The following is a 21,615-nucleotide window of genomic DNA, read 5'->3' as shown; positions in this document are numbered from 1 at the left end:
CACGAGGGCGGGAGCGTGCGGATCATGTGCGGGATAGCGGGATTGAGCGTGGGGTGCGCCGTCGGAGCCGTGTGCCCGCGACGGGCCGTCGGCGGGGGCGGTCGGGACGGCCACGGGCAGGGTGGGGAAGAGGTCGGCGAGGCCGGCGGCGGCGCATCGGCACGGCTGCTGGACGAGGGGGACGCGTTCGGCTCGGGACGGCTGTTCGATTCGTGGGATGAGCGTTCCTCCGTGCGGTCCGCCCCGCGGCGCCTGCTCGAGCTCGACGACGTGTTCCCTCCGTCGATGGTCCCGGTCCTCGCGGCGGGAGGCCCGGCCGACTCATGGTCCCCGGCGGTCCGCCGTCACATCGCGGTCCAGCATCTGTACCGGTACCTGAACTTCACGACGCACCTCGAGACCCATGTGGTCAACCCCGTGCTGCTCGGCATGTTCACGGGATCCATCGGCCTCCCCCTGACCGCTGCCGCCCGTCGCGACGCGCTGCGCATGTACACCGACGAGGGCCACCACTCGCTGGTCGCGTTCGACGTGAAGCTGCAGGTCGAGGAGCTGACGGGGCTCGAGGACCGGACGATCGGCATGCCGCGCTCGACCCTCGTCCGTGGACTGCACGCGATCCTGGACGCGTCCGAGCGTCATGACCTCGTCTCCCTCTTCCGGCTGATGTTCGTCATCGTCTCGGAGACGCTGATCTCGACGAACCTCCGCGACGTCGCCAGCACCCCCGGGTTGAACGGCGGCGTGGCTGATGCGCTCGGGGACCACGCCCGCGACGAGGGCCGCCACCACGCCTTCTTCGCCACGTACCTGAAGGAGCTGTGGGGGTGCCTCGACGCCGATCAGCGGCGGCAGGTCGGCCGACAGGTGCCCGCGATGATCGACACGTTCTTCGGACCGGAGATCGACGATGTGCGGGATGAGCTCCAGCGCCTCGGCGTGCCCGGGTCGGAGGCGGCCGAGGCGCTCGACCGGGCGTACGCGACCGACGTCGTGCACGCCGACCGCGTCGCGGCGACCAGTCTGCTCGTGCGCTACCTCGCCGACCTCGACGTGTTCGAGGACGCGGGCACCCACGACGCGTTCCTCGCGTCGGGTCTCGCCGTGCGGAGGGGGGAGGCCGCCCGATGAGCACGGTCCTGTTCGTCAACACGCGGCCGACGCGGTCGGAGGCGGAGCCGCCGTTCTGGGCCGCGCGACGGCTGGGGCTCGATGTCGTCGTCCTGGCCGACGTCACGCCGCCCGTGCCGGCCGGCCTGGTCGCCGAGCTCGTCATGGTGGACACGTTCGACCTCCCGGCCTTGCGTGCGGCGGCCCGCGCCGTCGCCGAGCGCCACGAGGTCGTCGGCGTCGTCTGCTGGGGCGACCGCGACGTCGAGGGCGTCGCCCACGTCGCCGAGGAGCTCGGCCTGCCGGGCAACGCCCCGGAGGCCGCGGCCCGCGCCCGGGACAAGCACGCGGCGCGGCAGGCGATCGCCGCGGTGGACGCGTCCCTGGTCCCGCCGTTCGCCGCCATCCGCTCGGTGGCGGACGTGGACGCCGCCGCCCGCGCGGTGCCGTTCCCCGCCGTCGTGAAGCCCGTCGGCGCCTCCGCGAGCAAGGGCATCCTCACCGTGCGCGACCGCGTCGAGCTCGACGCGGCCGTCGCGCTGCTGCTGCGCTACTCCACGCCGGAGAACGACCCGGTCTTCCGGCGGCGTGCGGGCGAGCTCGTCCTCGAGGGCTTCCTGCGGGGCACGGAGCACAGCGTCGACGGCATCGTCGTCGACGGGCGCCTGGAGCTCTGGACGGTGACCGACAAGCTCGTCGACCCCGGATACCACCTCGAGTTGCAGCAGGTGCAGCCGTCGGCCCTCCCGCCCGAGGTGCTCGAGAGGTGCCGATCGGCCGCCCAGACCGTCGCCGACGCCCTCGGCCTGGGCACTACGGCCATCCACCTGGAGGTCATGGTCGACGGCGTCGACGTGCGCGTCATCGAGCTGAACTCGCGCACGGCCGGGGGGTACATCACCACCCACCTCATCCCCCTCAGCCGCGGATCCGACTTCGTGACGGAGGTCCTGGCCGCCGCGTGCCGGCTCCGTGCGGTGGAGCCGGCGCGGGAGGCGACGCTGCACGTCGGATCCCGACAGCACCTCACGACGCGCACCGGCCACCTGCACGGCGTGGGCGGCCTCGATGCGGTCCTCGGAGTGCCGGGCGTGGTCGGCGCGTTCATGGACGGCCCGCTCGGCCGTCCCGTCGGCCAGCCGCCGGAGGACTTCACCGGCTCCGTCATCTGCTCCGTCCTCGCCGCCGCCGGGAGCCGCGATGAGCTCGAACGGATCCTCCGGGAGGCGGACGCCCTGATCCGCGTGGACGTCCGATGAGCACCATCCTCGCCCTGGGCGCGGGCGGCGCAGGCGGGCACGTCGCCGACTGGTCGCGCCGTCTCGCGATGGAGGCCGAGGCGCGGGGGCACCGGCTGCTCGTCGTCGACCGCGCCGAGAACCTGGTGGGCGCAGAGATCGTCCGGAACCCGCGGCACGAGGTCGTCGCCGCGGACTTCGCGGACGTCTCCGCCGTGCGCACCGCGCTCGTCGGCCGTCCGACGCCGGATGCCGTCGTCGGCTTCCGCGAGCACTCGCTGATCACGACCGCGCTGCTGGCGGAGGAGGCGGGCGCGCCCTGGAACGGATCCGCCCAGGTCGCCGCCTGCCGGCAGAAGGACACGACCCGGGAGATCCTCCGCGCCGCCGGGCTGCCGCAGCCGCGGGTGGAGGCGTTCGCGTCCGTCGAGGAGGCCGTCGAGCACCTCCGGCACGCGGAGCTGCCGCGGATCGTGAAGCCGCGGGACGCCTTCGGGTCGCAGGGCGTGCGCCTCGTGCGGGCGCCGGGGGAGATCGCGGAGGCCGTCCTCGCGGCGGCCGCCTTCAGCGACCGGATCCTGGTGGAGGAGTACGTGCTCGGCCGGGAGGTCAGCGTCGAGGGCGTCATGCTCGGCGGGGAGCCGCGGATCCTCGAGGTGACGGGCAAGAGCGTGACCGCGCCGCCCGTCTTCGTCGAGCTTGGTCACCGGCAGCCGAGCGGCCTGACCGAGCAGGAGGAGGACAAGGTCCGGTCGACGGCGGCACGAGCCGTGACCGCGGTCGGCCTCACGCACAGCCTGTTCCACGTGGAGGCGTGGGTCACCGCCGACGGCGCGGTCGTGTGCGGTGAGGTGCACGCGCGGCTCGGCGGCGACTGGATCCACGCCCTGATCGCGCACCGGCGTCCCGGCATCGAGCTCTTCGGCATGGTCCTCGACGACGTCCTCGGAGGACCGTCCCCCGCCCCCGTCCCCGCCCCGGACCCCGGGCGCGCTGCCGCGGTCGTCGGCGTCGTGGCACCGCACGCCGGGACCGTCACGGCGATCCACCGGGGGGCGGGACTCGTCGGCGGCACGATCCTCCATGAGGACTGGGCGGTGCGGGTGGGCGATCGTGTCGCGGGTCCGCGCGACTCGTTCGGCCGGGCCGGGCTCGTCGTCGTGGGCACGGACGACCCTGAGCACCTCGATCGGCTCGTCCGGCAGGTCCGGGCGGACGTGCGGATCGAGGTGGCCGGGTGACCACCGCGACGACGCATCGACCGCCGGCACGCGAGCTCGGCCTCTACTTCGCGACCAACGTCATCACCCGCGGCGTCCTGGCGGTGCTCGGCCTCATCGCGGCGGACGGGCTGGGCCTCGGACCCACGGCGACCGCCGCGCTCGTCGGGACGGGCGTGCTCTCCATGCGCTTCGGACGCCTGTTCGTCGCACCGCTGTCCCGATGCGGATCCCGCGCGACCGTCGTGGTCGGCCACGCGCTCAGCGGGGTCGGGCTCCTCCTCCTCGCCGCGGGTGAGCGGGTGGCGGCGTCCGCGTGGGTCGGCGTCGTCATCCTCGGCGTGGGGTACGGGGCCGTGGTCCTCGCCATCAAGGTGGACCTCGTGGGCCGGGCCGAGGGCACGGACGACCGCCTGCGCATCCTGACCTGGCTCTCGATGGCCCTCAACCTCGCCGCGGCGCTCGGGCCCTCTGCCGCCGGCCTGCTGCTCGCGGGGCCCGGGACGGGCACGGCCCTGCTCGTCGCGGCGGCCGCCGCGTTCGCGTGCGCCGCGGTCGCATGCTGGCTGCCCGTCGCCCCGATCGGCCCGACCGAGCGCTTCCGATGGTCCGCGCTGCGCCGCGCCGCCGAGCCCGACGTCGCCGTCGCCCTGGTCTCGCTGGTCGTCGCCTTCGCGATGTACGCCCAGCTCGCCAGCGTGCTCCCCCTCGTCGTCGGCTCGACGATCGGCGTGGCGTGGGTCGGCGCGGTGTTCGCGGGCAACGCCGTCATCGTCCTGGCCGCGCAGATGCCCGTCGCCCGGCTCTCCCGCCGGTTCCCGTCGCTCGCCCGCCAGTCCGGGCCGCTCGGCACGCTGCTCTTCGCCACCGGCTTCGGCGTGCTCGCGGTGTCGACGCACGTCGCGGCGATCGCCGCCTGCGTCGTCCTGGTGAGCCTGGCCGAGTGCCTCGTCCTCCCGTTCGTGGAACGCGACCTCGCGGAGCGTCTGAGCTCCACCGGCCTCGCCGCGGTCTTCACGCTCACGGCCGCCGCGATGGGCGTCGGCGAGACGGCGGGATCCGTACTCGGCGTCCACGCCGCCCTGGGGACGGCCGGGTCGCTCCCCCGCTTCATGGCGGGGCTGGCCGTGGTGGGCGTCGTGGCCGCCCTCGTGCTCGCATCCGTCATCCGCCATCGCACCACCCCACGGGAAGGAAGCTCGTCATGATCGCATCGCACCCCGGAGAGCAGCTCTTGGACGACGGGGACGTCGCCGTCGCGGACGTCCCCGCCGCGCACGACGCCGCCGACATCGCCGTCGGGGACGGGATCGTCGCCACCGACACCCGATGGAGCTTCGGCGGGAAGACGCACGAGCAGTTCGACGCGCACGTCAACCGCTCGGTGCCGCTCTACGGGGAGGGGCACCTCCTCATCGACCATGCCGTCGAGTTCTTCTCGCGTCCCGGCGTCCGCATCATCGACGTGGGGTGCTCCACGGGCACGCTGCTGCACCGGCTCGCGGACAAGCCGACCAGCCGCGGCCTGCAGCTGATCGGCTACGACATCGAGGCCGACATGGTGCGCGCGGCCCGGCACCGCTGCGCGGACCTCGACAACGTGCACATCACGCAGGGCGACGCCGAGACCATCGACTACTCGGGCGCCGGCGCGGTCATCATGTACTACACGCTGCAGTTCGCCGCCCCGGGTCGGCGGCTGGCCGTGCTGCGTCGGATCCGCGAGGGGCTCGAGGCCGGCGGCGCGCTGCTGCTGTTCGAGAAGGTCCTGGCGCCCGACGCGCGGACGCAGGACATCATCGGCCAGCTGTACCAGGAGCACAAGATCCTCAACGGCTTCGACACCGACGACATCTACAACAAGGCTCGCAGCCTCCGGTCGGTCATGGCTCCGGTTCCGTCCGAGCGCAACCTGTCCGACCTGCGCGAGGCGGGCTTCAGCAGCGTCGTGACGATCCAGAAGTACCTGTGCTTCGAGGGCTACCTGGCGATCGCCTGATGACCTCCACGACACCGGGCCGCACGATCACCCACTACACCGTCCGCGGGACGACGTTCCCGTTCGAGGACCCGACCGGGAGCATCGCGCGCGATGCCATCCCGGGCCAGCCCTACGAGCCCCTGGTCGCGGCGCTGATCGACGAGGCGCTGCGGGCGGGGAGCGCGTCCTTCGCCGACGTCGGCGCCCTCTACGGCTTCTTCTCCTGCTGGGCGGCCCGGCACAGCCCCGCCACCCGGGTCGTCGCGTTCGAACCCGAGCCCGTGCACGTCGAGGTCCTGGAACGCAACCGGCGGCGGACGGGATCCTCGTTCGAGATCGCGCAGGTGGCCCTGAGCGACCGGATCGGCACGCTCGACTTCCACGGGCGCACGGTCGAGCCGGAGGACGGCTTCACGCCGTGGCGCCGCGACTACGTCGGGGCGGTGCGGGGCTCGCTCGTCCGCCGCGCCAGCGGCCGTGCGTCGGCGGAGGACCACGTCCTCCTGTCGAGCGAGGGCGACGGCCCGCGCCACTCCGCCCGGTCGATCCTGGGCGAGACGCTGCGCGAGCGACGCCGACCCCCGGCCGTCGCGGACGCCAGCCACCGCGTGCCCGCCACGACGTTCGACGCGTGGGCGGAGGAGCACGGGTTCTGGCCCTCCGTCATCAAGATGGACGTGCACGGGGGAGAGGGGCCGGCGCTGCGCGGCATGCCGGAGGTGCTGCGGAGGGCCGACCACCTGCTCCTCGAGCTGCACACGCCCGACTACCTCGTGGACTGCACGCTGGAGGAGGTCCTCGACGGCGTCGTCTCGTCGGGGATGGCGGTGTACGAGCTCCGGGGCTTCCGACGCACCCGGGGACGACTCGTCCCGCTCACGCCCGCCCGCCTCCGCGACCTCGCGGACACCGCGACGTGGAGCGCCGAGGACCTGTACGCCATGAAGTGCCTCTACGCGACGCGCACGCCCCTGTGACGTCCGGGACGGCCGGCCGCCCGCCGCTCGTGGGCGTGGTGGTCGGCCGGCAGCGGGCCGCCTTCGGAGCGTGGGACCTGGTCGCCGACGTCGCCGACGCGCGGTATGCCGACGGCGTCGCGCGGCACGGCGGCCTGCCGGTCCTGGTGCCGCTCGCGCCGGGGGAGGGATCCGCCGACGACCTCGTGCGTCGGCTCGACGGGCTCCTCCTCACGGGCGGGCCCGACATCGACCCCGCACGATACGGGGCCGCAGCGGATCCCCGGACCGGCGAGCCGGAGCGGCGACGGGACGACGCCGAGCTGCACCTCGTCGCGGCTGCCCTCCGGCGACGGCTCCCGGTCCTCGCCGTCTGCCGCGGAGCCCAGCTGCTCGCCGTCGCGGGCGGGGGCACGCTGCACCAGCACATCGAGCGGGACGCCGGGGGCGACGAGCACCTGGTGGCACCCGGCGTGCTCGGCAGCACGCGCATCTCCCTCGCACCGGGATCGCGCGTCCACGAGGCTCTCGGGCCGGAGGCGCGGGTGCGCTGCCACCACCACCAGTCGATCGCGACCACCGGCCCCGGGCTCCGGGTCACCGCGACCACGGCCGATGGCCTGGTCGAGGCCGTCGAGAGACCGCGGGAAGACGGATTCGTGGTCGGGGTGCAGTGGCATCCGGAGGCGGACGCATCGTCGTCGGGGCTCCTCGCGGCGTTCGTCGACGCTGCGCGCGGAGCCCCGCGGCGGCGGCCCTAGTCTCCGGCGTCCCCGCCCGACGCGCACAGGCAGAACGGGTGCCCGGCCGGATCCGCGTACACGTCGAAGCGGTCGGGCGCCGTCGGGTCCGCGGCCGGCTGGAGCAGGCGGCCGCCGAGGGCGAGCACGCGCTCGCGGCCCGCGTCGAGGTCGTCGACGTAGAAGTCGAGGTGGATCTGCTGCTGCTGGCGGGGACCCTCGCCCGGCCACTCGGGCGGCACGAAGTCGGGCGCGGGCTGGATCCCGATCTGCCAGCCGGCGTCGAAGGACACGTAGTGCCAGTCCCCGCCCACGTGCACCTCGCCGTCGAGGAGCCCGGCCCAGAAGGCGCTCTCCACGGCCAGGTCCGGTGCGTCGAGCACCACGATCGTCTGCCGGATCCTCATGGGCTGCTCCTTCTCTCGTCGTCGAGCGGGTGCGTCCACCCTGGCACCGGGGCGTCACAGCGACCGGGATCCACCGCCCGCCCCTCTGGGCTTCAGACCCCGACCACCGGTAGGTTTGACGGCACGGCGCGTCTCCCGCGCCGGACACCCAGCGGGCATCGTGGCTCAGCCGTCCAGACGACGGCAGGAGCGTGCGAGGCCGTCGGGCCACCAGTCACCCTCCTGAAAGGAGCGACCATGTCCGCCCCCTCCGTCCAGCTCTACACGGTCCGCGACGCCGTCTCCGCCGACCTGCAGGGCGCCGTCGCCCGCGTCGCCGAGATCGGCTACACGCAGGTCGAGCCGTACGCGTTCGTCGAGCGCGCCGACGAGTTCGCCGCCGCCTTCGCCGCGTCCGGTGTCACCGCCCCCTCCGGCCACGCGCCCGTCATCGACGGCGACGACGACCAGGCCGCCCGCACCTTCGACGCCGCCGCGACCCTCGGGATCCAGACGGTCATCGACCCGTTCATCCCCAGCGAGCGCTGGCAGACCGCCGACGACGCGCACAAGATCGCCGACCGCGTCAACGAGCTGCAGGTGCAGGCCGCCGCGCGCGGCCTCGCCTTCGGGTACCACAACCACCAGTGGGAGTTCGCGAACAAGGTCGACGGGCGCCCCATCTACGAGCTCTTCGTGGAGCGCCTGAACGCGGACGTCGTGCTCGAGCTCGACGCGTTCTGGTCGACCGTCGGCGGCATGGACACGCCCGCCCTGCTGAAGCAGCTCGGCGACCGCGTGCGGTTCCTGCACGTGAAGGACGGCAAGATCTCCGACGCCATCGCGAAGGTGCTGCCGAGCGCCGAGTCCGCGCTCGTCGTGCCGCCGGAGCTCGCGCAGGCCTTCAAGATGCAGGAGCCCGCCGGCCGGGGCGACGTCGACGTCGCCGCCGTGCTCGCGGCCGCCCCGCACGCGCTGCGCGTCGTCGAGTTCGACGACTACGCCGGCGACGTGTTCGACGGCATCGCGGCATCGCTCGCCTGGCTGCAGGAGAACGACAAGTGACCGGCGGCACCGGCCGCGTCGGCGTCGGCGTCATCGGCGCGGGCGTCATCTCGGGCACCTACCTGGAGAACATGACGGCGATGCCGGACCTCGAGGTCCTGTTCGTCGCCGACATCGACCTCGACCGCGCCCGTTCGCGCGCCGAGGAGCACGGCGTGCCGCACCACGGCACGGTCGACGAGCTCCTGGCCATGGACGAGATCGAGATCGTCGTGAACCTCACGCTGCCCGCCACGCACGCCGAGGTCGGCCGGTGGATCGTCGCCGCCGGCAAGCACGTGTGGAGCGAGAAGCCGCTGGCGCTGGATCACGCATCCGGCCAGGACCTGCTGGAGGCGGCCCGCGCGGCCGGCGTGCAGGTCGCGTGCGCGCCCGACACCGTGCTCGGCGCGGGGATCCAGTCGGCCATGCGCGCCATCGCCCGCGGCGACATCGGCGAGCCGCTCACCGCGACGACGCTGTTCCACGTGCCCGGCCCCGACGCCTGGCACCCGAACCCCGAGTTCCTGTTCGCGCACGGCGCCGGGCCCCTGTTCGACATGGGCCCGTACTACGTCACCACGCTCGTGCACGCGTTCGGCGCGGCGGAGACGGTGAGCGCGGTCTCCTCGACCTCGCGCACCACGCGCACCATCGGCAGCGGACCCCGCGCCGGCACCGACTTCCCGGTGGAGGTGCCCACGCACCACGCGGCGCTCATCTCGTTCGCGGGCGGGCAGTCGGCGCAGTCCACGTTCAGCTTCCAGAACGCGCTGCCGCGCATGGGCTTCGTCGAGATCTCCGGCAGCGAGGGCACCATCGTGCTCCCCGACCCGAACACGTTCGAGGGCGACAGCCAGCTGTGGCGCTTCGGGCAGGAGGAGCCGGAGACGCTGACGGCTTCCGGATCCACGTACGGCCGGGGCTCCGGCGTGCTGGACCTCGCGCGCAGCATCCGCGGCGGCGACCCGGTGCGCGCATCCGGCGAGGTCGCGGCCCACGTGCTCGACGTGCTGCTCGCGATCCGCGACGCGGCCGAGAGCCGCGAGGTCGTGCAGGTCGCGTCGAGCGTCACGAAGCCGACGCCGCTCGCCGAGGACTGGGACCCGGCGGCGGCGACGCTGTAGCGCCGCGTCCGCTCGCGACGGCCCCGCATCCGGATTCGGACGCGGGGCCGTCCCGCATAGCGTGCTCGAGTCCCCGAGTGACAGAAGTCAGCCAGGATCTCGCTCCACCGGAGGTTCGTCAGAGTTACGTCGCATCGTTCTGGTGAGTACCTTGAGTACTTTCATGGCGTTCTCGTGCCGTTCGCCGCGGGCAAAAGTCGCCACGAAAACGGGAACAGCGAGAATTACCACGAGGACCGTGAGAGCGATCGATCCAGACGAAATCGACGCAGAGAGAAGAGCGAAGCCGAACACCATGTCTCCAACAACTGGCGAGGACTCCCTACTGACCTTCGCCGGTTCTGATGACTGGTCTGGCGACGTAGTCGGCTGCGGATCCGCGAGTCCTGAGGGCAACCACGAACGTTGCTCTCAAGTCGTAGGGGACTCGAGTGTTCGCAGCTGTGTCTCACGACGCCGAAGTGTGAACCCGCGGTCTTTCCGCGAGCTGCCTGGTGACGGAATCCGTACCTGGGCACTAATACGCACTTCACAGCAAAGCTGGTCCTGGGGTTATCTGACCTCTATGGCCTATTTACCGGACTCCCGCTTACTTCAAGAGGTGTTGGCAAAAGCATACACGACGATGCGAGTACATGTAGGAGTCGCAGTCTGAAAGGTCGGATCCGCCAGAGCTAGGGGCGCGATCCGCTGCGTGAGCGACAACCACTCCTTGTCGTAGCTCTTCACGCTCCTCCGACGCGCAAAAGAAAATCAGCCCGAGCCGTGAGGCGAGCGGGCTGATCGTGATGACCCGACGGTATCCAACAACAGCACCGTGTGGGAAGCCACTCCAGAGGCAAGGGTCGCTTCCGACGACCGCAGACCGTGTCGGCGGGACCACACTTCCGGGTCGCCCGCCGCCCCACGCCCACCGGGAGGAGACTGGACCCATGCAGCTGCACCGCGTCACCACCGGCGCGCGCCACGTCGGGCTCGTGCACGGCCTCGGGGCTGACGGCGCGACCTGGCGACCCGTCGTCGACCGGCTCGTGGCCACCGGCCGGTTCACCGTCACGACCGTCGACGTCCGCGGGCACGGGGCGAGCGACCGGGCCGGGTCTTACGGCATCGAGGAGATGGCCGACGACGTCGCCGAGTCGCTGCCGCGCGGGCTCGACGCGGTCATCGGGCACTCGCTCGGCGGATCCGTGCTGGTGCGCGCCGTCGCCCGCCTCGAGCCCGCGCGCGCCGTGTACCTCGACCCCGGGTTCCGGCTCGCGCTGCCGACCTCGGGGATCCGCGGCCGCCTGTTCTGGGCCGCCCCGCTCGTGGGCCTCGCCGTCGCGCAGCTGCCGCGCGCCCGGGCCGCCGCCCGGATCCGCGCCGCCTACGCCCCCGCCGTGCGGGCGTCACTCGACGCCGCCCAGGCGCGCTTCGACCGCGGCATGGCGATCGGCGTCTTCCGCGACGTGGCCTTCCATCCGCTCGCGGTGAGCGCGCCGACCGTGCCGTCCACCGTGGTGCTCTCCGACGACGCGCCCTCGGTGCTGCCCGACGCGTACGCGGCCGAGCTCGAGGGCGCCGGCTGGGATGTGCGGCGGCTGCCGGGGATCCACCACGACATGCAGCTCGAGGACCCGGTTCGCGTGCTCGCGGCGATCGGGGACGTGCTGTGAGCGATGCCGCGCGGGATGAGCCCGGACCCTCGGATCGCCTCGACGACGACGCCATCGCCGCCCGCCTCGCCGCCGCCCTCCGCGCCCCCGACCCGTCCGCACGCCTCCGGGCCGCGCTCAGCGCGGGCACCCGGCCGCATCCGGCGCTCGTCGAGGGGCTGATCCACCGCTGCCGCGTCGAGCCCGACCTCAACGTGCGCGAGATGCTCACGTGGGCGCTCATCCGCCACGACCGCGAGCTCACGATCCCGCCGCTGGTCGCCGAGCTCGCGTCGCCCGTGCCGCAGGCGCGCAGCCAGGCGCTGCACACGCTCTCCAAGATCGGCGACCGGCGCGCGCTGCCGGCGATCGGGCGGGAGCTGCTGCGGGACCCGGACGAGCACGTCGCCCGCACCGCGTGGCGCACGGCGTCCGGCCTGATCGACGCCGACCGCGACCCCACCGGCGCCGGGCTCCTCCTCCGCGAGCTGGCGTCGCAGCTGGGCCGCGGATCCGCGGAGATGCAGCACAGCCTCACGCGCGCGTTCGTCGCGGTCGGCCGTCTGGCGCTCCCGGTGGTCGAGCGGTCGCGGAAGGCGGCGGACGCCCGGGTGCGGATCCACGCGCTCGCCACCCTCGCGATGCTCCGCGACCCGTCCCTCCGCTTCGAGGACGCGGTGGACGACGCGCGCCGCCGGTCGTTCGGCGGGCACCTCGGAGGATCCGCGCGCCCGTAGCCTCCGCGCATCGCGACGCTTCGGTTGCGACTGGATGCGATCTGGAATGAGAAGCGCGGTGAGATCTGAGGTGTGCGAAAGTGGCACACATGGATGCAGTGGGGTTGGGACGACGAATCCACGACGAGCGGGAACGCGCCGGGCTGAGCCAGGGGCAGGTCGCGAGTGCCATCGGTCTCGACAGGACAGCCGTCAACAAGATCGAGGCGGGGATCCGCAAGGTCACTGCGCTCGAGTTGGCCGCGGTGGCCGACGTCCTGGGCATGAGGATGGCTCGTCTGCTGGAGGAGCCGCTGCCCGCGATCGTGTCCCACCGTTCCCACCAGGGACTTGAGGTAGTCGATTCCCGGATTGACAGGGCCCTGGCGGACATCGCCGACGAAGTGGACTTCATCCGGACACTGGGCCCGTCTGACTCGACAGAGCGCGACCCGAGGGAACGTGTGTGGCCGCTCCCACAGTCGGACCACGAGGCCGAGGCCTTGGCGGGAAAGGCTCGGGAGCTGATCGGATATGCGCCGGATGATCCGGCTACACGGCTCGTCGAGAGGGTCAGCGGCATCGGATTGTGGGCCTTCTCTCGCGAACTCGGCGTGGATACCGCGGACGCCGGGATGATCCGGCTCTCGAGCGGAGGCGTGTGTCTGGTGAACAGCAGCAACAAGGTCGGTCGACGGCGGCTGGCCCTTGCGCACGAGCTCGGCCACTACCTCGTGCAGGACGACTACACGGTGGATTGGCGCGTGAGCGACGGCGGCGGCACGGAGGCGCGGCTGGACCGTTTTGCGCGAGCGATGCTCCTGCCGAATTCAACCTTTCCGGAGTTCTGGCGGGGCCAGCTGGAACTCCGTTCGCTCCGCGAGGCGTCGGTCATCACGGCGTCCACCTTCTACGTCGACATGGCGACGCTCGCCCGGCGAGTCAGCGAATTGAGCCTTCCCGGAGAGGTCGATGAGATCCGGCGGGTGCGGACGACCAAGTCGGACATCGTGGAGTGGGGTTTGAACGACACCTCGGAGATGGAGGGGACGAGTTTCCCCACGGCCTACGAGAAGGGTGTGTTGCGGCTGTACCGGGATGAGCAGATCAGTCTCGACCGTGCCCTCGAGCTCCTTCAGGGCACCTACGTCGAATCGGACCTCCCTGAGAGGAGGATCCGGAGCGAGGGCGAGCTCTGGAAGTTCGTCTCGTGAGCGCGGTGAGCGATCCTCTGGTCTTCGACACCGGACCGCTGAGGCACTTCGCGATGCAGGGCTGGCTCGGGCCGCTGCGATTTCTCACCAGCGAGAGAGGCGTCGTAATTCCGGAATCCGTCGACAGGGAGTTGCGTGCCCAGGCTGATGATCATCACGAACTGCGCATGGTGATCGACGTGGACTGGATCGATGTCCATCGTGCCGATGACATGGAACATCTGGCCGCCTTCGCTCGCTACGAGCGACGACTCGTAGTCGACGGGAGGAACCGCGGTGAGTGCGGAGTCCTCGCCTTAGGTGCCACGAAGGGCTGACAGATGGTGCTCGACGACGCCGCTCCTCGCGCAATCGCCGAGTCGGAACGGCGTCGCGTGACCGCGACCGTCCCTCTGCTCTGCCAGGCGATCCGGGCCGGCCAGCTCACGGTCTCGATGACGGAGCAGCTGGCAGATGAGCTCATCATGGGCAAGTACTTCCTGCCCTTCCCGATCGGCAGCTTCCGGGCGTACGCGCTGGAGCAGGGCCTCATCGACTACTGATCCGCGCCCGGCGCCGACGACGAGAGGCGCGCCATGGCCGAGATCACGCAGACCCGCCCGGGTGCCCGCGGCGCGCTCTTCTACGAGTCGTTCGTGTCGCTCTCCGCCGCGCGACCGGGCCGCGCCGACGCCTCAGGCCGTGACGGCCAGCAGCCGCTCGGCCTCGCGCCGCGCCTCCACGATCTCGGCCGTCCCCAGCCCGCATGCGCGCAGGCACGTAGCGGCGATGGCGTCGCGGTCGGCGTCTCCGGGCTCGCCGCGGCGGCGGAGCTGGATCACGAGCTCGGCCAGCTGGATCAGCACGGCCCCCAGCGCCTCCGGCCCGATGGTGCGGCGCACGTCGGCGCTCGCCGCGGCCGTGCCGATCCGCCCGTACGCGTCCTGCAGCTCGCGCCGCTGCGTGCGGAAGCCGTCGTACCGCTCGCCCTGCACCTCCGGCAGCAGGTAGAGCGTGCCGATGTTGTGCGGCGTGTCGGCGAGCGTGCGGAAGTCCGCCATCACGAGCGCGTGCAGGGCGCCGGCCGCCGACGCGCGGTCGGGGACGGCCTCCTCGATGCCGCGGACGACGTCGAGGCTGGGGCGCACGGAGCGCGTCAGCAGCTCGACGAGCAGGTCGTCCTTGCCGGCGAAGTGGTAGTAGAGGGAGGCCTGGCGGATGCCCACCCGCTCGGCGATGAGGCGCGTGGACGTGCCGCTCAGCCCGTACTCCGCGAAGAGCGCCGCCGCCGCGTCGAGGATCTGCTCGCGCGGGCTCAGCGTCGAGCCGGCGTCGGGCATCGCGCGGGGGCGGCCGACGCGGGCCGGCTTGTCGTCCTTGGCCATCCCGCCATCCTCGCAGGTGGGGATCACGCGGCGGCCGGGGTCACGCGCGGCGCGCACCCGGCCGCCTCCCGCGGCGACGGCGATCAGGACGCCGCGCCGATCACCGCGAGCACCTGCCCGGGCGCGACCTGCTCGCCGGGCGCGATGCGGATCTCCAGCACGCGGCCCGCGACCGGCGCGCCCACCACGGACTCCATCTTCATCGCCTCGACCGCGAGCACGGCGTCGCCGGCCGTGACGTCGTCGCCGGGGCGCACGTCCACCCGCCACACGGTCGAGGTGAACGGCGCCGTGACCGCGGTCGCGCCCGGTGGCACGGGCACCTCGTCCGGCGTCGCCACGACCGGCTCGTCGCGCACGTCGAACTCGCCGGAGAGGCGCCAGCGGGCCTTCTCCTCCTCGAACGCGCGCGTCTGCGTCTCGCGGAAGGAGCGGATCGACGCGTCGTTGGCGGCGAGGAACGCGTGGTGGTCGGCGATGGAGAACTCGCCGTCCTCCGTGGCGAAGTCGCCGCGGCCCGCGTCCGTCTCGGCCCGGAGCTCGAGCAGCTCCTCGGCGCCGACGGGGTACCACTCGATCCGGTCGAAGAACCGGAGCGCCCACGGGTGCTCCTGGAAGAGCCCGCCGCGGCGGAAGCGGTTCCAGATCTGCACGGTGCGGCCGACGAACTGGTACCCGCCCGGCCCCTCCATCCCGTAGACGCAGAGGTACGCGCCGCCGATGCCGACCGAGTTCTCGGCGGTCCAGGTGCGCGCGGGGTTGTACTTCGTGGTCACGAGGCGGTGGCGCGGATCCAGCGGCGTGGCCACGGGCGCGCCGAGGTACACGTCGCCGAGGCCGAGCACGAGGTAGCTGGCGTCGAAGACCGTGCGGTAGACGTCGTCGACCGAGTCGAGGCCGTTGATCCGGCGGATGAACTCGATGTTCCACGGCGTCCAGGGCGCGTCGTCGCGGACGCCCGCCATGTAGCGCTCGATGGCGAGGCGCGTCGCCGGGTCATCCCAGGAGAGGGGGAGCCGGACGGTGCGCGACGGCACGACGAGCTGGTCCGTCGGCGGGATCTCGTCCTCCAGCTCCCGGAGCAGGCCCGCGACGGCCGTGGCCTTCAGCACGCGCGGATCCGTGCGCACCTGCAGCGAGCGGATCCCCGGCGTGAGCTCCAGCAGACCCGCGGGCCGCTCCTCCTGCAGCCGGGTCATGAGCGCGTGCACGCGCATCCGGAGCGCGATGTCGAGGGTCATGTCGCCGTACTCCACCAGCACGTCGTCGTCGCCGTCGCGCCGGTACGCCACGGAGGGCCGCGCGTCGGTGGCCTCGAGCCGGCCGATCACGCCGTCGTCGCCGTCGCCGCCCGTGCGGATCACCGTGAGGGAGGCGCGCGCGTCGACGAGGGATGCGGCATCCGCCTCCTTCACGGGCACGAAGCGCACGGTGTCGCCGGGCCGCAGCTGCCCGAGCTTCCACAGCTCGCCGCTCGCGACCACCGCCGGGCACACGAAGCCGCCGAGGGAGGGGCCGTCGGGGCCGAGGATGATCGGGGTGTCGCCCGTGAAGTCGATCGCGCCCACGGCGTACGGGGTGTCGTGGATGTTCGACGGGTGCAGCCCCGCCTCGCCGCCGTCCTCGCGCGCCCAGCCGGGCCGCGGGCCGATGAGGCGGATCCCGGTGCGCGCCGAGTTGTGGTGCACGCCGTAGTCGGTGGCGTACAGCACGTCGATGTCGTCACGGGTGAAGAAGTCGGGCGCCGCGTGCGGGCCCTCGGTGACGGCGATCTCCCACGTGGAGGTGAGCGCCGGCCGCCGGTGCGCGGGCGTCGGGCCGCCGATCAGCCCGAGGCGCGCGCCCGCGGGGAACGCGGGGTGGTCGGCGTCGGAGTCGGGGGATCCGGGCCGCAGCACGTCGCCCGCGAGGAGCGCCCGGCCCGCGTGCCCGCCGAAGCGGCCGAGCGTGAAGGTGGAGGCGGATCCCAGGTACGCGGGCACGTCGATCCCGCCGCGCACGGCGAGGAGCAGGCGGAGCCCGGGCCCGTCGGCGCGCCCGATCGCGAGGGTCTGCCCGGCGGCGACCTCGATCGGCTCCCACATCGCGGCAGGCGTCCCGTCGACCGTGACCGGCGCGGGCGCGCCCGTCACCGCCACCACCGAGGCGGTCGAGAAGCGCAGCACCGGGCCGTCGGCCGTGATCTCGAGCCCCGGCGCGCCCTCCGGGTTGCCGACCGCGAGGTTCGCCTCCGCGAGCGAGACGGGGTCGAACGGGCCGCTCGGCGGCACGCCGACCTGCCAGTACCCCAGCCGGCCCGGCAGGTCCTGCACGGTGGTCAGGGTGCCGGGGGAGACGACGTCGATGCGCGGCGCCGGGTCGTCCGTCACGTCGAGGGTCGACGTGGAGTGCGTGGCCGTGCGCAGCTCGAGGTCGTCGGTGAGCGCCCGCAGCAGGCCGGTGTTCGTGACGATGCCGTCGATCCGCGTGCCGTCGAGCGCCTCGCCGAGGAGGTCGAGCGCGTCGTCGCGCGTCTCGCCCATGGCGATGACCTTGGCGAGCAGCGGGTCGTAGGAGGCGGAGACCTCGAGGCCGGTCTCGATCCAGCCGTCGACGCGGATCCCGGGCCCCGCCGGCAGCACGGCCTGCGTCACGAGGCCGCTCGACGGCAGGGATCCCTTGGCCGGGTCCTCCGCGTAGAGGCGGGCCTCGACGGCGTGGCCCTGCGGGATCCACTCGCGCGTGAAGAGGTCGTCGGGCAGCCCCGCGGCGCCGTCGCGGGCGAGCCGCAGCATCAGCTCCACGAGGTCGACGCCGTGCACCTCCTCGGTGACGGGGTGCTCGACCTGGAGGCGCGTGTTCACCTCGAGGAACGCGGCCTCCTCGCGCACCGGGTCGTAGACGAACTCGACCGTGCCGGCGCTGCGGTAGGAGACCGACTCCGCGAGCGCGCGGGCCGAGGCGTGCAGCTGGGCGCGCACGCGGTCGGGCAGGGCGGGGGCGGGCGCCTCCTCGATGACCTTCTGGTTGCGGCGCTGGAGCGAGCAGTCGCGGTCGCCGATCACGGCCACGCGGCCGGTGCCGTCGCCCACGAGCTGCACCTCCACGTGGCGGGCCGGGCGCACGAGGCGCTCGAGGAAGATCCCGGTGGATCCGAACGCCGACTCCGCGAGCCGCGTCACCCGGCCGTACGCCTCGCGCACCTCCTCGGGCGTCGCGCAGGCCTGCATCCCGATGCCGCCTCCGCCGCCCGTGGCCTTGAGCATCACGGGCAGCCCCACGCGCGCCGCCTCGCGCACGGCCTCGTCGGCGTCGGCGAGGAGGCCGGTGCCGGCGAGCATCGGCACCCCTGCGGCCTCGGCGAGCTCGCGCGCGGTGTGCTTGGCGCCGAACGCGAGGATCTGGTCGGCGGTCGGCCCGACGAAGCGGATCCCCGCCTCCTCGCAGGCCGACGCGAACTCCAGGTTCTCGCTGAGGAACCCGTAGCCGGGGTGGATGAGGCCGGCGCCCGTCGCGCGCGCCGCCTCGATGATCGCGTCGATGCGCAGGTACGACTCGCGCGGCGCCGCCGGGCCGAGGCGCACGGCCTCGTCGGCCTCGCGCACGTGGGGAGCCGCCCGGTCGGCGCCGGAGAAGACCGCGACCGTGCGCATGCCCATGGCCTTCGCGGTGCGGATCACGCGGCACGCGATCTCGCCGCGGTTCGCGACGAGCACGGTGTCGAGGTCGAGCGCCCGGCTCTCGGCGGCGCCGCGCTCGGCGGCGCTCACGGCTCCACCACGATCATCCGCAGCGGCGTGCAGCTGAAGTCGTTGCACGGGTTGTTCATCTGCGGGCAGTTGGAGACGATCACCAGCACGTCCCGCTCCGCCCGCACGGCCACCCGCTTCCCGGGCGCGCTCATCCCGTCGACGATCCCGAGGGCGCCGTCGGCCTCCACCGGCACGTTCATGAACCAGTTCACGTTCGAGACGATGTCGCGCGCGCCCAGCCCGTGGCGCGCGCCCTCCGTGAGGAAGTTCTCCCGGCAGGCGTGCTGGTGCGCGGTGTGGTGCCCGTAGCGGAGCGTGTTCGACTCCTTCGAGCAGGCGCCGCCGAGGGTGTCCTGGCGGTCGATCTCGTTGCCGACCACGGTCATCAGCGGCCGGCCCTCGCTCGACATGAGCACGGATCCGGTGCCGAGGTACGCGTTGCCCTGCGCCACGATCGTGTCGGGCACGCTGTACCGCTCCTCGGGATCGTCGGCGTCGTAGACGAGGAAGTCGGCGGACTGGTTGCCGCCCACGTCGACGATCGTGAGCACCTGTCCGGCGCGCACGACGGCCGACCAGGGCGCGAGCGGCGCCACGCGGTCGTCGCGCACCACGCGGCCCGGCACGAGCGACGCGCCCCAGTCGAGCACGGCGTCGGGCGCGTGCACGGCGCCGGTGGGGACGGTGGAGGTGACGGTCGGGGTCATCGGTTCCCTCTCGCTTCGCAGCGGTCGATGGAGTTGAGGTAGGCGCGGGTGAGCTCGGGCGTCGCGTGGAAGCGCGCGTCGTCGGGCCCGGTGGGGGAGCCGCGCCAGGCGTGGATCCGCAGGGGCCCCACCACGTGGTCGGGCCGCGGGTCGAGCGGGTGCGGCACGTTCGCGACGAGCACCAGCAGCGGCATCTCGGCCACCAGGGTCACGTGGGTGCCGGGCCCGGCGGATCCGGTGGGCCGCAGCCCGCCGTCCTCCTCCACGCGCACGCCCTGGAAGAAGGAGACGCCGGGCGGCAGGTCGCGCCGCGTGAGCCCGTGCTTCGCGGCGGCCTTCACGAGGAGCGAGCGGCCGCTCGGCGTCGAGCCCTCGGGCGCGCCGGATCCGTAGCGCCGCTCGTTGAGCGCGTCGGTCGAGGTGCCGCAGAGCGCGTCGTGGTGGCCGGAGGTGTCCTCGACGACGCTCGCGAGGATCCGCCCGTCACCGCTCAGCAGCGGCGAGCCCTGGCCGAGGTACGCCTGCCATGGGATCTTCACGGTGTCGGCCACGTTCAGCCGCTCGCCGGGCGCCTCCGCGTCGTAGAGCAGCAGGTGCGCGCAGGCGTCGCCCGTGGGGTCGTTGAACCGGAGGCGGGATCCGCGCGCCAGCACCCGGTGCCCGTACCCGCCGGGCGCGACGGTCTCGGCCCAAGTGAGGTCGGCCGGATCCACGCCCGCGGGCGCGAACGGCGACGAGGAGGCGGGGACGTACGGCATCCAGTCGCTCCGGAGGGCGGCCTGCGCGCGGGCGTCGTCGCGGGAGGCGGTGACGCTGTCGGTCGTGTGCAGGTCCCTCATCGGATCGTCGCCCCCGCCGCCTCGACGACCGGGATGGCGGCCGTGGTCGGCACGTCCCGCAGCTCGAGGGGCCCGTGCGAGCGGTGCCGCCACGCGTGGTACCCCGCGCCGACCAGCAGCGTCGCGCCGATGAAGAGGAGCGCGCTGTGCTGCAGCCACCACGACCCGCCCGTGAGGTCGTAGATCTCGGCGCGCGGCCAGATCAGGTTCACGGCCATGCCGGCCTGGAACAGCACGGCGACCACGTTCACCGGGATGCCCCAGCGGCCGAGCGTGAACAGCGGCTTCCCGTCCTCGTCGACGCCGCCCTGCGGGAAGCGCCCGCGGATCCGGGCGACCAGCAGCGGCCCGGTGACGCCGAGGTACGCGAGGTAGAGCATCGCGATGCAGAGGCTCGAGAGGGCCGTGAAGATGGCGGACTGCCCGGCGTTGACCACCAGCGCGAGGACCGCGCCCGCTCCGACGACCACCGAGGTGAGCACGGGCGTGCCGGTGCGCGGGGACACGCGGGCGAGCTGGCGGTGGAACGGCAGGGCCTTCTCGCGCGCCATCGAGTACATCATCCGCGTGCCCGACGTCTGCACCGCGAGCGTGCACGCGAACACCGCGACCGCTACCGCGCACAGCAGCAGGCGTCCGCCCACCTCGCCCGCGGCCGAGGTGATGACCCAGGCGAGGCCCTTCGTGGCGAGCTGCCCGTCGGTGACGCTCGGCGCCGCGACCAGCGCGCCCACGATGAGGAGCGCCCCGCCGAGCCCGGAGACCACCAGCGCCCGCACGATGGTGCGCGGCGTCGTCTTCCGCGGGCTGTGCGTCTCCTCGGCGAGCTCGCCCGCGGAGTCGAAGCCGACCATCACGTACGCGGCCATGAGGGAGGACGCGAGCCACGCGAAGACGTACGGCTCGTCGCCCGTGCGGCCGGCGGTCGTGAGCACGACCTCGGGCCCGCGCTGCGGGAGGAGGAACAGCACCGCGACGAGCACGACCACGCCGACGATCTCGATCAGCACTCCCGCCGTGGTCACGCGCGCCATGAGCCGCACGCTCAGGATGTTGACGACCGTGGTGACGGCGAGCAGGAGGATCCCGAGCAGCACGGCGTTCGCCGCGCCCGTGGGGGAGGCGACCGACGGATCCGCGTCCGGGCCGCCGACGATCTGGAACCCGGCCCAGATGGCGGGCAGCACGGCCTGCACCGCGATGGCCGCGACGGCGACCGTGAGGATCTGGCCGACGATCATGGTCCAGCCGGTGAACCACCCGAACGTCGTGCCCGCGAGCCGGCTCGACCACTGGAAGATCGCGCCCGAGATCGGCCACGACGCCGCGAGCTGCGCGAAGTTGAGGGCCACGAGCAGCTGCCCGACGAAGACCACCGGCCACGCCCAGAAGAACGCGGCGCCGCCGAGGCCGAAGCCGAGCCCGAACAGCTGGAACACGGTCGTGAGGATCGACACGAAGGAGAACCCGGCCGCGAACGAGGAGAACGGGCCGACGCCCCGATGGAGCTCCTGCGCGTAGCCCGACGGGACGTGATCAGCGCGGGCCGCGGTGTCCCGGGCGTGGCCGGACGGGACGACGGGGGCGGGGGCCACGGCGGGTGCC

20 protein-coding genes are annotated in these 21,615 nt (G+C 73.1%); 14 read left to right on the top strand and 6 right to left on the bottom strand.

Annotated features, from left to right (window positions below; genetic code table 11):
* Positions 1-231: 231 nt before the first annotated feature.
* Genes AWH51_RS04330 through AWH51_RS04300 form a run of 7 tightly spaced genes read left to right on the top strand, consistent with a single transcriptional unit; the run spans position 232 to position 7,266 of the window.
* Complete coding sequence (locus tag AWH51_RS04330; protein WP_063070890.1) at positions 232-1,131, top strand: diiron oxygenase; 900 nt, start codon at positions 232-234, stop codon at positions 1,129-1,131.
* On the top strand, positions 1,128-2,369 hold the full coding sequence (locus AWH51_RS04325; RefSeq protein ID WP_063070889.1) for an ATP-grasp domain-containing protein: 1,242 nt from the start codon (positions 1,128-1,130) through the stop codon (positions 2,367-2,369). Before AWH51_RS04330 ends, AWH51_RS04325 begins: the two co-directional genes overlap by 4 nt.
* On the top strand, positions 2,366-3,589 hold the full coding sequence (locus AWH51_RS04320; RefSeq protein WP_063070888.1) for an ATP-grasp domain-containing protein: 1,224 nt from the start codon (positions 2,366-2,368) through the stop codon (positions 3,587-3,589). Before AWH51_RS04325 ends, AWH51_RS04320 begins: the two co-directional genes overlap by 4 nt.
* On the top strand, positions 3,586-4,776 hold the full coding sequence (locus tag AWH51_RS04315) for an MFS transporter (RefSeq protein WP_063070887.1): 1,191 nt from the start codon (positions 3,586-3,588) through the stop codon (positions 4,774-4,776). The genes AWH51_RS04320 and AWH51_RS04315 overlap by 4 nt, the downstream gene beginning before the upstream one ends.
* Positions 4,773-5,567 carry a methyltransferase domain-containing protein gene (locus tag AWH51_RS04310; RefSeq protein WP_063070886.1) on the top strand — a complete coding sequence of 265 codons (795 nt, stop codon included), beginning with the start codon at positions 4,773-4,775 and terminating at the stop codon, positions 5,565-5,567. The genes AWH51_RS04315 and AWH51_RS04310 overlap by 4 nt, the downstream gene beginning before the upstream one ends.
* Complete coding sequence (locus tag AWH51_RS04305) at positions 5,567-6,526, top strand: FkbM family methyltransferase (protein ID WP_063070885.1); 960 nt, start codon at positions 5,567-5,569, stop codon at positions 6,524-6,526. The genes AWH51_RS04310 and AWH51_RS04305 overlap by 1 nt, the downstream gene beginning before the upstream one ends.
* Entirely contained in the window at positions 6,523-7,266 is a 744-nt protein-coding gene (locus AWH51_RS04300; protein ID WP_063070884.1) for a gamma-glutamyl-gamma-aminobutyrate hydrolase family protein, read from the top strand. The genes AWH51_RS04305 and AWH51_RS04300 overlap by 4 nt, the downstream gene beginning before the upstream one ends.
* Here the strand turns inward: AWH51_RS04300 and AWH51_RS04295 are convergent.
* Positions 7,263-7,652: a VOC family protein gene (locus AWH51_RS04295; protein ID WP_063070883.1), complete on the bottom strand. Its 390-nt coding sequence runs from the start codon at positions 7,650-7,652 to the stop codon at positions 7,263-7,265. The two genes, AWH51_RS04300 and AWH51_RS04295, sit on opposite strands and share 4 nt — an antisense overlap.
* A gap of 237 nt (positions 7,653-7,889) precedes the next feature.
* On the opposite strand from AWH51_RS04295, the gene AWH51_RS04290 reads away from it, so the two are divergent.
* The 7 genes from AWH51_RS04290 (at position 7,890) to AWH51_RS16430 (ending at position 13,911) form a co-directional block, all read left to right on the top strand.
* Positions 7,890-8,696: a sugar phosphate isomerase/epimerase family protein gene (locus AWH51_RS04290; protein ID WP_063070882.1), complete on the top strand. Its 807-nt coding sequence runs from the start codon at positions 7,890-7,892 to the stop codon at positions 8,694-8,696.
* Positions 8,693-9,802 carry a Gfo/Idh/MocA family protein gene (locus AWH51_RS04285; RefSeq protein WP_063070881.1) on the top strand — a complete coding sequence of 370 codons (1,110 nt, stop codon included), beginning with the start codon at positions 8,693-8,695 and terminating at the stop codon, positions 9,800-9,802. The genes AWH51_RS04290 and AWH51_RS04285 overlap by 4 nt, the downstream gene beginning before the upstream one ends.
* A 932-nt stretch (positions 9,803-10,734) precedes the next feature.
* Positions 10,735-11,460: an alpha/beta fold hydrolase gene (locus tag AWH51_RS04280; protein ID WP_063070880.1), complete on the top strand. Its 726-nt coding sequence runs from the start codon at positions 10,735-10,737 to the stop codon at positions 11,458-11,460.
* The gene (locus tag AWH51_RS04275) at positions 11,457-12,176 is read left to right on the top strand and encodes a HEAT repeat domain-containing protein (protein WP_254654469.1); all 720 of its coding nucleotides are present in this window, start codon (positions 11,457-11,459) and stop codon (positions 12,174-12,176) included. Before AWH51_RS04280 ends, AWH51_RS04275 begins: the two co-directional genes overlap by 4 nt.
* Positions 12,177-12,265: 89 nt before the next feature.
* Entirely contained in the window at positions 12,266-13,369 is a 1,104-nt protein-coding gene (locus AWH51_RS04270) for a helix-turn-helix domain-containing protein (RefSeq protein WP_063071028.1), read from the top strand.
* Positions 13,366-13,686, top strand: a complete 321-nt coding sequence (locus tag AWH51_RS16435) for a hypothetical protein (protein ID WP_254654468.1) — start codon at positions 13,366-13,368, stop codon at positions 13,684-13,686. Before AWH51_RS04270 ends, AWH51_RS16435 begins: the two co-directional genes overlap by 4 nt.
* A 57-nt stretch (positions 13,687-13,743) precedes the next feature.
* Complete coding sequence (locus tag AWH51_RS16430) at positions 13,744-13,911, top strand: hypothetical protein (RefSeq protein ID WP_254654467.1); 168 nt, start codon at positions 13,744-13,746, stop codon at positions 13,909-13,911.
* Positions 13,912-14,043: 132 nt separating this feature from the next.
* On the opposite strand, the gene AWH51_RS04260 is transcribed toward AWH51_RS16430, so the two are convergent.
* The 5 genes from AWH51_RS04260 to AWH51_RS04240 all read right to left on the bottom strand — a co-directional run bounded on the left by AWH51_RS04260 (position 14,044) and on the right by AWH51_RS04240 (position 21,605).
* On the bottom strand, positions 14,044-14,733 hold the full coding sequence (locus AWH51_RS04260) for a TetR/AcrR family transcriptional regulator (protein ID WP_063070879.1): 690 nt from the start codon (positions 14,731-14,733) through the stop codon (positions 14,044-14,046).
* Between the two features lie 83 nt (positions 14,734-14,816).
* Positions 14,817-18,482, bottom strand: a complete 3,666-nt coding sequence (gene uca / locus AWH51_RS04255; protein ID WP_063070878.1) for an urea carboxylase — start codon at positions 18,480-18,482, stop codon at positions 14,817-14,819.
* On the bottom strand, positions 18,479-19,171 hold the full coding sequence (locus AWH51_RS04250; protein ID WP_063070877.1) for an urea amidolyase associated protein UAAP2: 693 nt from the start codon (positions 19,169-19,171) through the stop codon (positions 18,479-18,481). The genes uca and AWH51_RS04250 overlap by 4 nt, the downstream gene beginning before the upstream one ends.
* Positions 19,168-20,010 carry an urea amidolyase associated protein UAAP1 gene (locus tag AWH51_RS04245; RefSeq protein ID WP_063070876.1) on the bottom strand — a complete coding sequence of 281 codons (843 nt, stop codon included), beginning with the start codon at positions 20,008-20,010 and terminating at the stop codon, positions 19,168-19,170. Before AWH51_RS04245 ends, AWH51_RS04250 begins: the two co-directional genes overlap by 4 nt.
* Positions 20,007-21,605 (bottom strand): APC family permease, encoded by a 1,599-nt coding sequence (locus AWH51_RS04240; protein ID WP_063070875.1) that lies wholly within the window; start codon positions 21,603-21,605, stop codon positions 20,007-20,009. The genes AWH51_RS04245 and AWH51_RS04240 overlap by 4 nt, the downstream gene beginning before the upstream one ends.
* Between the last annotated feature and the right edge of the window lie 10 nt (positions 21,606-21,615).

The sequence above is a fragment of the Clavibacter tessellarius genome, assembly GCF_001618005.1.
In the GTDB taxonomy this organism is placed as follows: Bacteria; Actinomycetota; Actinomycetes; order Actinomycetales; family Microbacteriaceae; genus Clavibacter; species Clavibacter tessellarius_A.
The sequence above is the reverse complement of the archived record's forward strand: the minus strand, read 5'-3'. Positions and strand labels throughout refer to the sequence as shown.

What these genes read in the sequence shown, in the direction of transcription:
- AWH51_RS04325 (WP_063070889.1), top strand. Translation starts at nt 1,128, where the DNA reads ATGAGCACGGTCCTGTTCGTCAACACGCGGCCGACGCGGTCGGAGGCG.
- AWH51_RS04320 (WP_063070888.1), top strand. Translation starts at nt 2,366, where the DNA reads ATGAGCACCATCCTCGCCCTGGGCGCGGGCGGCGCAGGCGGGCACGTC.
- AWH51_RS04310 (WP_063070886.1), top strand. Translation starts at nt 4,773, where the DNA reads ATGATCGCATCGCACCCCGGAGAGCAGCTCTTGGACGACGGGGACGTC.
- AWH51_RS04305 (WP_063070885.1), top strand. Translation starts at nt 5,567, where the DNA reads ATGACCTCCACGACACCGGGCCGCACGATCACCCACTACACCGTCCGC.
- AWH51_RS04295 (WP_063070883.1), bottom strand. Translation starts at nt 7,652, where the DNA reads ATGAGGATCCGGCAGACGATCGTGGTGCTCGACGCACCGGACCTGGCC.
- AWH51_RS04290 (WP_063070882.1), top strand. Translation starts at nt 7,890, where the DNA reads ATGTCCGCCCCCTCCGTCCAGCTCTACACGGTCCGCGACGCCGTCTCC.
- AWH51_RS04280 (WP_063070880.1), top strand. Translation starts at nt 10,735, where the DNA reads ATGCAGCTGCACCGCGTCACCACCGGCGCGCGCCACGTCGGGCTCGTG.
- AWH51_RS04270 (WP_063071028.1), top strand. Translation starts at nt 12,266, where the DNA reads ATGGATGCAGTGGGGTTGGGACGACGAATCCACGACGAGCGGGAACGC.
- AWH51_RS04260 (WP_063070879.1), bottom strand. Translation starts at nt 14,733, where the DNA reads ATGGCCAAGGACGACAAGCCGGCCCGCGTCGGCCGCCCCCGCGCGATG.
- AWH51_RS04250 (WP_063070877.1), bottom strand. Translation starts at nt 19,171, where the DNA reads ATGACCCCGACCGTCACCTCCACCGTCCCCACCGGCGCCGTGCACGCG.
- AWH51_RS04245 (WP_063070876.1), bottom strand. Translation starts at nt 20,010, where the DNA reads ATGAGGGACCTGCACACGACCGACAGCGTCACCGCCTCCCGCGACGAC.